The organism is Pseudobacter sp., from assembly GCF_051955275.1.
Classification (GTDB): domain Bacteria; phylum Bacteroidota; class Bacteroidia; order Chitinophagales; family Chitinophagaceae; genus Pseudobacter.
This window is the reverse complement of record NZ_JBQCGW010000314.1, coordinates 18,201-31,631: the sequence shown is the minus strand read 5'-3', so window position 1 is coordinate 31,631 and position 13,431 is coordinate 18,201. Positions and strand designations below refer to the sequence as shown.

Annotated in this window: 12 protein-coding genes, 1 tRNA gene and 1 pseudogene; 4 read left to right on the top strand and 10 right to left on the bottom strand. The window is 46.9% G+C overall.

Features of this window, described 5'->3' with window-relative positions:
• The 4 genes and pseudogenes from ACTHMC_RS28070 to ACTHMC_RS28055 all read right to left on the bottom strand — a co-directional run.
• Positions 1–311, bottom strand: a pseudogene (locus ACTHMC_RS28070) (AraC family transcriptional regulator); the annotation flags it as partial.
• Positions 312–320: 9 nt separating this feature from the next.
• Positions 321–1,250 (bottom strand): alpha/beta hydrolase family protein, encoded by a 930-nt coding sequence (locus tag ACTHMC_RS28065; protein ID WP_440418395.1) that lies wholly within the window; start codon positions 1,248–1,250, stop codon positions 321–323.
• A 20-nt stretch (positions 1,251–1,270) separates the two neighbouring features.
• The gene (locus tag ACTHMC_RS28060) at positions 1,271–1,426 is read right to left on the bottom strand and encodes a hypothetical protein (RefSeq protein ID WP_440418394.1); all 156 of its coding nucleotides are present in this window, start codon (positions 1,424–1,426) and stop codon (positions 1,271–1,273) included.
• 81 nt (positions 1,427–1,507) lie between these two features.
• A tRNA-Lys gene (locus ACTHMC_RS28055) sits at positions 1,508–1,580 on the bottom strand.
• A 430-nt stretch (positions 1,581–2,010) separates the two neighbouring features.
• On the opposite strand from ACTHMC_RS28055, the gene katG reads away from it, so the two are divergent.
• Complete coding sequence (gene katG, locus ACTHMC_RS28050; protein WP_440418393.1) at positions 2,011–4,287, top strand: catalase/peroxidase HPI; 2,277 nt, start codon at positions 2,011–2,013, stop codon at positions 4,285–4,287.
• Between the two features lie 71 nt (positions 4,288–4,358).
• Here the strand turns inward: katG and ACTHMC_RS28045 are convergent, their stop codons facing one another.
• From ACTHMC_RS28045 to ACTHMC_RS28030, 4 genes are all read right to left on the bottom strand, one after another.
• The gene (locus ACTHMC_RS28045; protein ID WP_440418392.1) at positions 4,359–5,180 is read right to left on the bottom strand and encodes an alpha/beta fold hydrolase; all 822 of its coding nucleotides are present in this window, start codon (positions 5,178–5,180) and stop codon (positions 4,359–4,361) included.
• Positions 5,181–5,421: 241 nt separating this feature from the next.
• On the bottom strand, positions 5,422–5,877 hold the full coding sequence (locus ACTHMC_RS28040) for a DUF4268 domain-containing protein (RefSeq protein WP_440418391.1): 456 nt from the start codon (positions 5,875–5,877) through the stop codon (positions 5,422–5,424).
• Positions 5,878–5,904: 27 nt separating this feature from the next.
• Positions 5,905–6,741, bottom strand: a complete 837-nt coding sequence (locus ACTHMC_RS28035) for an ion transporter (protein ID WP_440418390.1) — start codon at positions 6,739–6,741, stop codon at positions 5,905–5,907.
• A gap of 40 nt (positions 6,742–6,781) precedes the next feature.
• Positions 6,782–7,456: a hypothetical protein gene (locus ACTHMC_RS28030; protein WP_440418389.1), complete on the bottom strand. Its 675-nt coding sequence runs from the start codon at positions 7,454–7,456 to the stop codon at positions 6,782–6,784.
• Positions 7,457–7,608: 152 nt separating this feature from the next.
• Between ACTHMC_RS28030 and ACTHMC_RS28025 the strand changes: the two genes are divergently transcribed.
• Both ACTHMC_RS28025 and ACTHMC_RS28020 read left to right on the top strand, forming a co-directional pair.
• Positions 7,609–8,694, top strand: a complete 1,086-nt coding sequence (locus ACTHMC_RS28025) for a hypothetical protein (protein WP_440418388.1) — start codon at positions 7,609–7,611, stop codon at positions 8,692–8,694.
• 54 nt (positions 8,695–8,748) lie between these two features.
• Complete coding sequence (locus tag ACTHMC_RS28020; RefSeq protein ID WP_440418387.1) at positions 8,749–9,252, top strand: YdeI/OmpD-associated family protein; 504 nt, start codon at positions 8,749–8,751, stop codon at positions 9,250–9,252.
• A gap of 53 nt (positions 9,253–9,305) precedes the next feature.
• On the opposite strand, the gene ACTHMC_RS28015 is transcribed toward ACTHMC_RS28020, so the two are convergent.
• A complete protein-coding gene (locus tag ACTHMC_RS28015) occupies positions 9,306–10,022 on the bottom strand; it encodes a LytR/AlgR family response regulator transcription factor (protein WP_440418386.1) in 717 nt (238 codons plus the stop codon).
• Positions 10,019–11,095 carry a sensor histidine kinase gene (locus ACTHMC_RS28010; RefSeq protein ID WP_440418385.1) on the bottom strand — a complete coding sequence of 359 codons (1,077 nt, stop codon included), beginning with the start codon at positions 11,093–11,095 and terminating at the stop codon, positions 10,019–10,021. The genes ACTHMC_RS28015 and ACTHMC_RS28010 overlap by 4 nt, the downstream gene beginning before the upstream one ends.
• Before the next feature lie 200 nt (positions 11,096–11,295).
• On the opposite strand from ACTHMC_RS28010, the gene ACTHMC_RS28005 reads away from it, so the two are divergent.
• Complete coding sequence (locus ACTHMC_RS28005; RefSeq protein WP_440418384.1) at positions 11,296–13,431, top strand: TonB-dependent receptor domain-containing protein; 2,136 nt, start codon at positions 11,296–11,298, stop codon at positions 13,429–13,431.

Below are 13,431 nucleotides of genomic sequence, written 5' to 3'. Positions count from 1 at the left end.
AGCAAGGTATAACCAGATTGATCACTCAGTGGTTCGTGGCTTCCTGTGATCTGATTCGGCGAGACAAAAAACATTCCTCCTTCGTTGAAATCGTAATAATGCTGTCCGTATTTGAATTTTCCCCGGAAGTTCGACTTATAAGAGATCTTATAAAAGCTTAAGATATGTGGATTGGGCAGTTTTTCGAGTGGAATGGTCCCGTCAGCATTATTTATTAAAGTTACCAATGGGTGCATAGGTGCTGGTATGTCCAGCGCCTTATGCAACATTGATAAGGAATTAAATCTGTGGTTAGACATTTCATCCTTCATATTATCTGTTTATGATTTGCTTTCAATACTGCCTAACGCACCTTCTACGCCATTAAGGCTTTTCTTTGCTTGCTCCCAGCTCTGATCGTTCGGATCGAAGTTACTCCGAATATACGCAAGAATAGTTTCGCATACAAAGGCAACACGCTCTGGATTTTCATCGCTTGTTTCGCGGGCATCATAGCCAGATATGCCACCAAAGATGTGTTCGGCGCCAAAGACGGTCAGCAGGTCCTTAGGACCGGGACTTTGATAATAAGCATCCGCCCGCCAGTTATCTACATCGGAGAACATAAGGTTTACGTCCTTGTCGCCATTCACAATGAGTGCTGACAGAGTCATTGTACTGAAATCGCCGGCCGCCAATACAGGATAGTGCTGTCTGGCAGTTCCGGTGAATCCTTTGGCTCCACCAGGTGTGCCCATGATCACCCTGGCTTTTAATCTTGGTTCTGCGGCGTTCACTATTTTACCTGTAGCCGGGTCTGTTACTTCCATACCAGCCAGCATAGAGACCGTCTGCCCGCCCATAGAATGGCCTACTACAGCAACGTTTGTTTTATCAACTCTTCCGGTTAACCCTGGTACTGTGTCGATAATTTCTTCCAGATGGTCGAGGATAAAAGTCATGTCGGCCGGCCGTGAACTCCAAAACAATGGTGCTTCGGGAAGGGACGGAGAAAGCGCGAGTGCTTTGGAATTTTGATGTGTAGGTTGAATGACCACAAATCCTTCTGCGGCAAAACAATCTGCCATGGGGCCATACCCTTTGTATGAAGAGAGAAAATTGGACGGGCCATGCCCATGCGAAAGAAGGATAACCGGCAGGTTGGTTCCGCTCGCGGGAGCAGTAACTTTCATTTCCAGGTCTACGTAACGGCCGGCAACTGGTAATACAACGGGACTAAAGCTGATGATGGGTGTTTTTGACTGTTTCATTTTTTTGTTTTTTTATATAGTCAAAGGTCATCAGTAATGAGCTTTTCGGCATAGTCAAAACGGGGCATTGCATAGCCAAAGTCAGAAAGAGAAATCCATTGTTTGTTTGAGGTGTTATCCGGATTTACAGATAAGGGGGCATAGTCTTTTAAATCCGCTTTTGATTTGATGGCCAAAAGAAATGACCTGTTTTTTTGAGAGAATCACGGTTTAAAAAGCCTTTAAAACAGAAGAGGCGCAATTTCTTGCGCCTTTCGTGATCCCGCTGGGACTCGAACCCAGGACCCATACATTAAAAGTGTATTGCTCTACCAACTGAGCTACGGAATCTTACCATCGACCCGCATCAAAAATGCAAATCAGGGAGCAAATGTAAGGCTCAAAACAAAACAACACAAATCTTATTGATATTTTTTTCTACTTATCCAAAGAATCATTACTCACTCCCACGTATATCCGACATTCATCTCAGCAGCACCGAAACCAACATCATAAATTTAAATAACCACGCCGGCATTTACCAATTACGTCAAAACGACTGTTAAACCGCGCTAAAATTGGCTTTGCCTTTTTTACCATATAATGGATATATTTGAGAGAAGTCCGTTTTCAACCCCTTCAAACCTCCCAGACCACTAATAGGCATTATCTATTGAATTATAGATTTAATCGATTATGATTATCGATCCGAAATCATACTTTTATTCCCGGCACAGCAATACGTGTCAACCGGTCATTCATTATAATCAATTTTATAAAAATGGAAAAGGAATCAAAAGACATCAGCAAATGCCCCTTCCACAATGGCAGTCTGAAACAGAATGTTGCCGGCGGCGGCACCAGGAACCGCGATTGGTGGCCCACGCAACTGAAACTCGGGATACTCCGTCAGAACTCGTCTTTGTCGAATCCCATGGGGGAAGATTTCAACTATGCCGAAGCATTCAACAGTCTTGACCTGGAAGCCGTGAAGAAAGATCTTCATGCGCTTATGACCGATTCCCAGGACTGGTGGCCGGCGGACTTCGGGCATTATGGTCCTTTATTCATTCGCATGGCCTGGCATAGCGCCGGTACCTACCGCGTGTTCGATGGCCGTGGCGGTGCGGGAGCCGGACAGCAACGCTTTGCTCCCCTCAACAGCTGGCCGGATAATGTGAGCCTCGACAAGGCCCGCAGGCTGCTATGGCCCATCAAACAGAAATACGGACGTAATATATCATGGGCCGACCTGCTGATCCTCACGGGTAACGTGGCGCTGGAATCCATGGGCTTCAAAACATTCGGATTTGCCGGTGGCCGCGCAGATGTGTGGGAAGCGGATGAAGCCGTGTACTGGGGCTCAGAGCAGAAATGGCTGGGGGGTGATCTGCGTTATGCACATGGCTCGCCGGGCGTGGAGGAAGCGCATGGTGTGGTGTCTTCAGATGATGATGCAGATGGACATATCCATAGCCGTAACCTGGAAAAACCACTGGCTGCGGTGCAGATGGGGCTCATTTATGTAAATCCCGAAGGGCCTGATGGAAATCCTGATCCCATTGCAGCAGCAAAAGATATCCGCGATACTTTCGGCCGCATGGCCATGAATGACGAAGAAACTGTTGCACTCATTGCAGGCGGGCATAGCTTCGGTAAAACGCATGGCGCTGCTCCCGCAACGCATGTCGGCAAAGAGCCTGAAGCAGCCGGTCTGGAAGCACAGGGCCTGGGATGGAATAACAGTTTCGGTTCCGGAAAAGGCGCCGATACCATTACCAGTGGACTGGAAGTTACCTGGACCACCACTCCTACTCAATGGAGCAATAATTTCTTCGAGAACCTGTTTGCCTTTGAATGGGAACTCACCAAGAGCCCTGCAGGCGCCCACCAGTGGGTGGCAAAGAATGCTCAGGAAACTATTCCAGATGCATTCGATGGCAACAAGAAACATTTGCCTACCATGCTCACCACCGATCTCTCTCTGCGTTTTGATCCCGCATATGAAAAGATCTCCAGGCATTTCCTGAATAATCCTGACGCATTTGCAGATGCGTTTGCCCGTGCCTGGTTCAAGCTTACGCACCGCGATATGGGACCCCGCGCCCGCTATCTCGGACCGGATGTTCCTGCTGAAGTACTGATCTGGCAAGACCCGGTTCCTGCTGTTGATCATGCACTGGTGGATGCCAATGATATCACCGCTTTGAAAGCAAAGATCCTGCAATCAGGATTGAGTGTTTCAGAACTGGTTTCCACTGCCTGGGCCTCCGCTTCCACTTTCCGGAGTTCCGATAAACGCGGCGGCGCTAACGGCGCCCGTATCCGGCTTGCCCCACAGAAGTTCTGGAGCGTTAACAATCCACCACAGTTGCAGAAGGTATTGAGCAGGCTGGAAGACATCGCAAAAGAGTTCAATGGCTCGCAATCCGATGGTAAGAAGATCTCGATAGCCGACCTCATTGTGCTGGCAGGTGCAGCCGCAATTGAAAAAGCAGCGAAGGATGCCGGACACTCTGTTACAGTTCCATTCACTGCCGGCCGTACGGATGCCACACAGGAACAGACTGATATTGAAAGTATCGGTTACCTGGAGCCCATTGCAGACGGTTTCCGCAATTACCGCAAAGCAAGAACATATGTGTCTACGGAAGAGTTGCTGATAGATAAAGCACAGCTGTTGTCGCTCACCGCTCCTGAACTGACCGTGCTTACCGGTGGCCTCCGTGTGCTGAATATCAATTACGATGGTTCACATCATGGTGTATTCACCAAACGCGCCGGACAACTTACCAATGATTTCTTTGTGAACCTGCTTGATATGAACACCGCCTGGAAAGCAGCTTCGGAAGACAGGGAATTGTATGAAGGCACTGACCGCAACAGCGGGGAACTGAAATGGACCGCCACCCGTGTGGACCTGGTATTCGGTTCTCATGCAGAGCTGAGAGGCATTGCTGAAGTATACGGCAGTTCAGATGCACAGGAAAAATTCGTGAAGGATTTTGTAGCAGCATGGAATAAGGTGATGAACCTTGACAGGTTTGATATTGCCTGATTTTCTTCACTATAAAAAAGAGAAACTTCCATTACGGAAGTTTCTCTTTTTTTATGACCGGTCCCGTTGAGTTAAGATTTGATCCAGGCCAAAAGATCCTTGTTGATCGTTTCTGCTTCAGTGGTAGGCATACCATGCGGGAAACCAGGATAAGCGATCAGTTTACCGTTCTTCAACAGCTTCGCGGATTTAGGCGCTGAGTTATCGAATGGAACGATCTGATCATCTTCTCCATGCATTACCAGCACAGGGATATCCACGTTTTTGAGGTCCTCTGTAAAATCTGTTTCAGAAAAAACTTTGATACAGTCATAATGAGCTTTGATGGAACCCATCATTCCCTGACGCCACCAGTTGTCCTGGATGCCTTTCTTGATGGTAGCACCTGGACGGTTGTATCCATAAAAAGGAACGGTGAGATCCTGGTAGAACTGCTGTCTGTTCTTCGCGGTATTATTCCTGATATCATCGAATACGGAAATGTCCACTCCGCCCGGGTTTGAAGCCGACTTTACCATCACAGGCGGCACCGCGCTGATCAGTACTGCCCTTGCAGCGATCCCTTTACCGAATTTGTTCACATATCGGATGGCTTCACCTCCACCGGTTGAATGGCCCACATGGATCGTGTCTTTCAATCCAAGCGCCTTCACCAGTTCTGCCACATCGGATGCGTAAGTATCCATATCATGACCAATAATGGTCTGTGTGGACCTGCCATGTCCGCGCCTGTCGTGCGCAATTACCCTGTAACCCTGTTCAAGGAAGAAATACATCTGTGCGTCCCAGTCGTCTGCAGATAAAGGCCATCCATGATGGAACACAATTGGTTGTCCTGTGCCCCAATCTTTAAAGTAAATCTCGGTACCGTCTTTCACTTTGATCTTGTCCATTTTGAGTCGATTTTAAGTTATGATTATGGTTGAAGAAACGCTATTCGTCATACAGGAACAGTTTTCAGCAAGGCATAGCATCGTCAGAGCCGGATCATACCGGAATAAATCGGGAGCAGATTCGCGAAGCAATTTCGATTCATTGCACCGGGTGCAATTGGCAGATTACAGAGTATAAGCAGTATTTGGAAAAGGGGGAACTGATACGGGAAACGAATATACAGAAAAATTGATTGCATCATTATTCAAATGCATGATTTGCCATATTCCAGAATTCATCGAGGGCCATGATGCGAGGCTTGAAGAAAGAAATGATCTCAGGCCATGATCGCTGGTCCAGCACGTTCACTTCTTCAATGAGTTTACTGATGGAGCTGGTCTGCTTACCGAACCAGTCCGTCTCTTCTTCTCGCCAGATCCAGTCATCTTCCCCCAATGTTTCCGTCAGCATGGACTTGAGCTGTAAGAACTGTTGGTACTGCACCTGCCGGATATTCTTATTATTATGATTCAGCTGGATCATAATCACGGCATGATCCCGTTCTGCATTCATTTTGAAGCTGATGCCATTGATGCCGGTCTTGTAATTCATCCAGTTCACAGGCAGTCCGTTTGCAGAAGAGATGGGCTGCATGTATTTACCGAAGGCGGTCCAGAATGCCTGTTTCAGTTTGGAAATTTCTTCTTTTGTATACATAGGTACAGGAGCGCAAGATACGATCAGTTAATCGAGTTTGGATCCGCAGTATTTGCAGAATTTGGCATCTCTGTCGTGTCCCTCGCGGCCGCAATTGGGACAGGCGCTGTTGCCCTGCACGCGCTGCTTTGCAGCCAGGGCCATTTCTGTGGTAACGATGCCTGTTGGCACGGCTATGATCCCGTAACCAAGCAGCATGATGAAACTGGCGATCACCTTGCCCAGCGGTGTGGCAGGTGCAATATCACCATAGCCTACGGTGGTGATGGTAACGATGGCCCAGTAGATGGATTGGGGAATGCTGGTAAATCCGTGCTCAGGTCCTTCTACCAGGTAGATGATGGAGCCCAGGATCACTACGATCACCAGCACAAATAATATGAAAATGCTGATCTTCCGGAGGCTATTGATCACGGAGGTGGAAAGAAAACGCAGTTCTGAAACGAAATGCGCCAGTCTGAAGATCCGGAACACACGCAGCAGGCGTAATGCGCGGAACACCAGTAACGATTGCGCCCCGGCGAATATGAAGCTGAGATAACTGGGAACAATGGCAAGCAGATCGATGATGCCCAGCAAGCTCAACACGTATTTCATGGGCTTTCGGATACAGATGAGCCGCAGGATATACTCGATGGTGAAGATCACGGTGAACACCCATTCCAGCGTATAAAACAAATCTCCGTATTTGATATGCAGCCTGTCCACACTATCCAGGATCACCACAAATATGCTGATGAGAATGCAGGCAAGCAGGGCAATATCAAATGCCTTGCCTTCAGGTTTTTCAGATTCGTAAATTACCTCGTGCAATTTTTCCTGCCAGCCACGGGCCGGAGTGGAATCGGATTTGGTAGTGTTCATATACAAATGTACATAAAAGCCGGGCCAGCCCAGGCGAAGCTTATTTGATGCTGTACTCGATCAGTTCTGAGGTGGATGATACACCGGGAGTCCAGATGGGATCTCCTTCAGAATCGATCCTGATCATTCCCACTCCTTTTGCCACATAATAGTCGTAGGTGAGTGTTTCCATCAGACCGATGGGAGCAGGCATCTGGTACTGGAGCTTGATCCTGGTATGGATCACATCTTTATATGTTTTGCCCTGAACTGTGAGGGTAATGCCTTTTTCTATTATTTCTCCGGGTGTTTTTGCGGTGAATCCATTTCCATGCCCGCCTGTAAAATCCCACTTAAAGCCAACTGCTTCGGTTTCGTTCAGGTAAAGCTGGGTAAGATCAAATGGAGCGCCCGAGTTTGGGGAACTGCCCGCCACGCGCAGGTAATAGTTCGGGCCTTTTTTTCCCAGCATCATCTGACTGGCTGCTCCGCCGGCACCATTAGTGAATGAGGTGAATACGATACCATCGATCGTTTGGGTCTGCCCGGTAGAAACCATATCATAATCTCCGGCAAACAGGCCTGTCTGTCTGTATTTCCAGTAACTGCCTTTGGAGGTTGGCTGATAACTGTCTTTGCTGGCTGCAGCATCATCGGGCAATTCGCCACTGATATCTTTCTGGCAACTTGTTGCGGCTACTGAGAGGATAAGAAGGGTGTATAAAATTCTTTTCATGAGCACTAAGATGAGGGTTTGATCGAAAATACATAAAAACAGGTGAAAATCAGGCTGCTACTATTGAAGTTGTCTAAGGATTTGACAAAAATGCAACTGTTTTTTAGGAAATCCGGGTGTTGCTGCATCTCAGTTAAACCAAAAACATCACCGTGAAATACCTGTTGCTGTCAATCTTCCTGTGCACTCTACTGGCTTGCACGCCAGGTTCTGCAACAAAATACCCTTATACCATCAGGGATTTCCCGGATAGCCTCCGTACGGATCTCAGGAAAATTGTGAACTATGGTTTTATCGGGTCCCCATCCTATGAGTCGGCGGGCAATATCCGGATGCAGATCAGCGATAATGATTGTAAAAGACTCGCCCTGTCGGAGCACCCCATCCTGCGTTCACTGGCGCTGGATATACTCTGTAACCGTCATCACCTTGACCACTACAGCATCATGATGCAACACCTGGATGATACCGCCTATGTGAACTGGTATTATCAATGCGCCAGCTTTACCTTTATTACAGTCAGTGATTTTATGGTGAAGGAATATAAATGGTACACGGAAGAAGAGAAAAACCGGACCGTTGAAAAGATCATCAGGGATCACAATTACCTGCAGAGCGCTTATGAAGCCCTTCATAAAACAACACTGACCGAAGCACATTATCCTTTTGTGAGGAAAATGGCAGAAAAGGAAACATTGATGAAATTCAGGTCAGAAGCCCTGTTACACCTGGCAGGCTATAAAAAAATATCAGACACCGGTTTCCTGCATAATGCCTTGTATCAGTCAAGACATGAACTGGATGCAAATGCATTCGGGATCATGGAGCTATACCAGGACCCGTTCTATTTTGCTATGCTTAAAAAATACTTCCCCGGAGGGTATTACAGAAATTTCTGTAAAAAAGATTTTGAAAGGAATACTACGGAAAACGCACTCTCCTATGTAAGCGCACTGGCATCCTACCGTTCTGAAGAAAGTGCGGCGATCCTGGAAAAGATCCTTTTTCAGGATCCACTGGTCCCCTGTTTCCCGGCAGATACTTTCAGGTTGCGCCAGCATCTCTACGAAGTTATTGAAAAGAATACCTGTGAACATTACAGTAAGATGCTGCGCGTTGTAAAACCCTGGCTGGAAAGAGAAAGAAAAGAATCAGCGGAAAACGGTTTTCCTATAGACACAACCAGCTTTTACCAGTTTCCATCAGACAGCACAAACCCACCCAAAATAAGATGGTAAAGACGCTGCCAGACGAAATGCATTTTTACATTTTTTTGTCTGAATATTGCATTAATGCAGGAAAACAAATCCATCACCTTTAAAGCAAAGCTCGATATCATCGGCATCAATCCCTTTGTATTCCTGCCAAAAAAGGCCCTGACAGCGGTTTTCAGACAGGCTGGCAAAGACCGCAGCCCTATCCCCGTACGGGGAACGGTTAACGGTTCACCTTACAGACAGAGCCTGGTCAGGCACCAGGAGCAATGGCGTTTATATATCAATACAAGCATGCTGAAAAAGTCACCGGAAAGGATTGGAGAGCGCCTTGAACTGAGCATTGAATTTGATCCGGAACCAAGAACCATCGAAGCCCCTCCCGCCTTTACAAAAGCGCTGAAAGCAAATAATGAAGCCAGTAAGATCTTCGCTCAACTGAATAAGTCCACGCAGAATGAGATCGTAAAATACCTGTCGAAACTGAAAACACAGGAAAGCCTGGAAAAGAATATTGAGAAGGCCATCAACTTCCTGCTGGGGAAAGAAAGATTTATAGGGAGGGATCTGTCTCAAACCTGATATTGGGATGGTCTGCAATGATCTCCACCAGCATATCGGAATAAGTCTGTCACTTACAGGCCATCCTTCAGCACTTTGAATACAGAATCCCTGTAACTGTTGCCTACCGGAAGTTCCAGTTTTCCGATCTGTACATCCTGCAAAGTAAAGGCCGTTACCTTGCCCAGGTTGACAATAAAAGAGCGATGGATCCTCAGGAAGCGTTTATCCTTCACTTCCGTTTCCATATCACCGATCTTGTATTTAGCCATAAATGTACTGCCATCCGTGCGATGTAACACCACATAATCTTTTACACTTTCAATATACAGTATCTCGCTGGCCGGTATCTTATTGTACTTGTTACCGGTCTTGATGAAAATATGATCCTGCTGAGGCGCGCTGGCTGCCGGCGTCAGCTGCATTTCTTTCGGAGAGTAATAAGAGTAATACCGCTCCACGGCTTTGAAGAACCTCTCAAAAGTAATGGGCTTGAGCAGGTAGTCCACAATGTCCAGTTCATAACCTTCCAGCGCATATTCCCGGTAAGCAGTGGTGAAGATCACGGCTGGCGGCTGGCGCAGGGATTTAAGGAATTCAATCCCGGTGATCTGCGGCATTTTTATGTCCAGGAAAAGAAGATCAACCTGCTTGCTGCGCAGTTCCTGTGCCGCCTGTACCGCATTGGAGCAGGTGCCCACCACTTCCAGTGCACTCAGCTGCGCGATATGGTTCTGCAATAAAGCAATTGCCAGTGGCTCGTCATCGGCGATCAGACATTTTATTTTCACGTTTGCTGGATTAAACGCAACTCCAGTCTCGCAGTAAATACGCGCTGTGCTGCAACTGTTTCAAATGAATGTGTTTCCGGGTACACAAGCGCAAGCTGCTTGCGGATATTTTCAAGACCGATGCCCAGCTGCTGGTCCACCTTTACCTTGAAAGTATTACTGATCTCAAAGATAAGCCTGTTGCGCTGCTGATGCAACCTGATACTGATTTCCGGTGTTCCTGCATCCTCTCCTGCCCCATGTTTGAAAGCGTTCTCTGTCAGCGATAACAGGATCAACGGCGCTATCTCCACATCCTTTTCCACCTGGTGATCGAATGAAATGGCCAGCCGCTCATCGTACCGCAGTTTTTCCAGTTCAATATAATTCTGCAACAAGGTGATCTCCTGCGAAACCGGCACAAACATTTTGCCGGAACGGTACAGCAATGTATCCAGTATTTCCGATAAACGTGCAATGGCCGGGGAGGTTTGTGGCGACTGCATGATGGAAAGCGAATAGATATTATTGAGAGTATTGAACAGGAAATGCGGATTGAGCTGTGCTTTCAGGGCCATCAGTTCTATATCCGCTTTCTGTTTTTCCAGGTCCATCGCCCGCTTGTTCACCACGTACTGGTCTTGCAGCAATTTGATGAACACAAAAACGAAGGCAAATGAAAAGGCATGAATGAAATAATTCCAGAAGAGGTATTCGAGATCAGTGAAAATTTCCAGTACTGATTCCTGAGCGAATGGTTTGGGGCGGATAAGCGGTTCCAGGAAATACACCACGCTCAGTCTGGAAAATACCATGATCAGGTAGAGCACTACCACAGATGAAACAAGCGTCAACACGATACGCTTGCCTGCCAGCAACCTCGGCAATACAAAATAGGCCAGAAAATAAGAGGTAATGGCGGCAAACCCTACAAAGAGCAGGCTGTTGAGCAATTCCTCGCTGAATGTATGTCCCGGGCTGATATTGCTGTTATACCGTGCCATGGAAAGGAGGTACACGCAGACCCAGTAGGTGGAATGCGCCAGCACGCGGTATTTTCGGATGAATTGTATGAATCTTTCAATAAAAGGCATGGTCATAAAAGTATTAAACTTTCTATCATGTCAGGCAGCCGGTCGACCAAATTGGCTGTTCCGCATCCCAAAAGGGCTTTGCAGCATCCGGGCCCTGGTTCTTCCAGATATCAGCTCTCTGTGATCCGTACTCCCCTGTTGGTCGATCTGCCTGGAATGGCCTCCTGAAAAGAGGCAGATTTGAAAAAACTCCTGAAAAAATGAAATCAATATTACTGCTCCCGGTTTGTCTTGCGCTGGCAATAGCGGCACTCAGCCAAACCATTGTGCCGAAAGGCAGGATAGATACCGCTGCCAGAAAAGCTGACAGCGTCAACACACTCAAGACCGTCCTGGTACAGGGAGAGAAATCAGGCATGGAATTGAAACCCGACAAAAAGGTGTTCAATGTAGGCAAGGATATTTTATCGAGAGGTGGTAATGCAAATGATATCCTGAACAATACGCCTTCCGTTAATGTGGATATGCAGGGAAATGTATCCTTGCGAAACAACCCAAATGTGAGAGTGCTGATCAATGGAAAACCTTCCATGCTTACCCAGAACAATGGTTTATCGCAATTGCAGGCAGCCAGTATCGAAAAGATCGAAGTGATCACCAATCCAGGGGCTGCCTATGAATCGCAGGGCAGCGCTGGCATCATCAATATCATCCTCAAAAAAAACGCATCGCTGGGCTTCAATGCTTCATTGCAAGCTGCGGTGGCCAATCCCAGGAATAACAGTGCCAACCTCAATGCCAGCTATAAAACAAAGCATGTAAATATCTTTACCAATATCGGAGTGCGGGACCAGGAATTGCTGTTTGCTGAAGATCTTGTCCGTATCAATAAGCGGCCTTTCAATGAACTTCTTCAGACCAACCGCTCATCATTGAATACCAAAAACATGAATTTCTACATCGGTACAGACCTGTATTTGAATGAGCAGAATACGGTCACTGCCAGTTTTTACCGGACCAGTATCCGCAATTACAATATCACCAGCTTTCTTTATAATTACTTCAATGCACATGGAACAAGTGATAGTAGTGTTAGTCGCACTGAAGACTACCAGGAGCCACAAATTTTCAATGAGCTGGAATTGAATTACACCAAAACCTTTAAAAAACCGGGTAAAAAATGGACGACCTATATCCAGTATGATTTCTGGAACGATGACGAGAACCAGCAGATCGAACAATTCAACAACCGCGGTGGATCAGACCTGCTGAATATCATCACCCGTGATATTGAAAGCAGCAGGGACCTGTACTTACAGAGTGATCTCAAATTACCTTTGAAATCCGGTCAGTTGGAGATGGGTATCCGCGGGCAATGGCGCGCCATCCGGAGCGAGTATTCAGCCACACAGAATGGCAAATTATTGCCAGGCAACAACAATAAGCTGTTTTATGATGAGGACATATATGCAGCGTATTCACAATATAGTGGTAAATGGAAGCAGCTGGGATTTCAGCTGGGATTACGCAGCGAATTATCGGATATTCATATCCGTGACCGTGAACAGACCCTGAACAAACGAAAAGAATATCTCAACCTCTTCCCTACCGTTCATGCACAGTATGATTTAAAGGATGGCTGGAGTGTTCAGGGAAGTTACAGCAGGAGGATCAACCGGCCCAGGTTCTGGCAGCTGAATACTTTTTCCGGCCTGTCTGATCAGCGTTTCCTGCAACGCGGTAACCCGGATATCGATCCTATGTATACCAATGCCCTCGAACTGGCCCTGCTGAAGAAAACAGATAAGCTGAGCGTAAATCCCGGGATCTATTATCAGTACTCCAGCAATTACTTTGGAGCAGTGATAGAACCGGTGAGCGATGGGAATTTTATCAGGACCTGGGCCAATATGGGTAAGGAAAAACGGTATGGAATGGAAATGACAACCACTTACAATCCTTTTACCTGGTGGCGGCTGTCGTGGGATATCAACTGGTATACTTTTTCCCTTCGAGGTGAATATGCCGGTAAATCATATACGGCAGACAATACCACCTGGTTTACTACAGTGCGCACCAGTATGCGCTTTCCCAAAGTGCTGAATGTGGATGCAAGCCTTAATTACCGGGGTAAAAGAGAAGAGGTTCAGGTTACTGTATCGGCGCAATACCGGGCCAATATTGGAGTATCCAGAGACCTGCTCAAAGACCGGATGACGGTATCCTTCAGCCTGAACAATATTTTCAACTCAAATATTTACGAGCAGGAAATGGATACACCGGAATATTCCCTGTATTCCCGTTTTCAGCAAAAGGGAGTGATCTGCACAGGCAGTATCGTATACAGGTTCAAAAGGAAAAAAGGGCAAACGGACCGTATGCCTACAGAGAAATAG

What these genes read in the sequence shown, in the direction of transcription:
- ACTHMC_RS28065 (WP_440418395.1), bottom strand. Translation starts at nt 1,250, where the DNA reads ATGAAACAGTCAAAAACACCCATCATCAGCTTTAGTCCCGTTGTATTA.
- katG (WP_440418393.1), top strand. Translation starts at nt 2,011, where the DNA reads ATGGAAAAGGAATCAAAAGACATCAGCAAATGCCCCTTCCACAATGGC.
- ACTHMC_RS28045 (WP_440418392.1), bottom strand. Translation starts at nt 5,180, where the DNA reads ATGGACAAGATCAAAGTGAAAGACGGTACCGAGATTTACTTTAAAGAT.
- ACTHMC_RS28040 (WP_440418391.1), bottom strand. Translation starts at nt 5,877, where the DNA reads ATGTATACAAAAGAAGAAATTTCCAAACTGAAACAGGCATTCTGGACC.
- ACTHMC_RS28035 (WP_440418390.1), bottom strand. Translation starts at nt 6,741, where the DNA reads ATGAACACTACCAAATCCGATTCCACTCCGGCCCGTGGCTGGCAGGAA.
- ACTHMC_RS28030 (WP_440418389.1), bottom strand. Translation starts at nt 7,456, where the DNA reads ATGAAAAGAATTTTATACACCCTTCTTATCCTCTCAGTAGCCGCAACA.
- ACTHMC_RS28020 (WP_440418387.1), top strand. Translation starts at nt 8,749, where the DNA reads ATGCAGGAAAACAAATCCATCACCTTTAAAGCAAAGCTCGATATCATC.
- ACTHMC_RS28010 (WP_440418385.1), bottom strand. Translation starts at nt 11,095, where the DNA reads ATGCCTTTTATTGAAAGATTCATACAATTCATCCGAAAATACCGCGTG.
- ACTHMC_RS28005 (WP_440418384.1), top strand. Translation starts at nt 11,296, where the DNA reads ATGAAATCAATATTACTGCTCCCGGTTTGTCTTGCGCTGGCAATAGCG.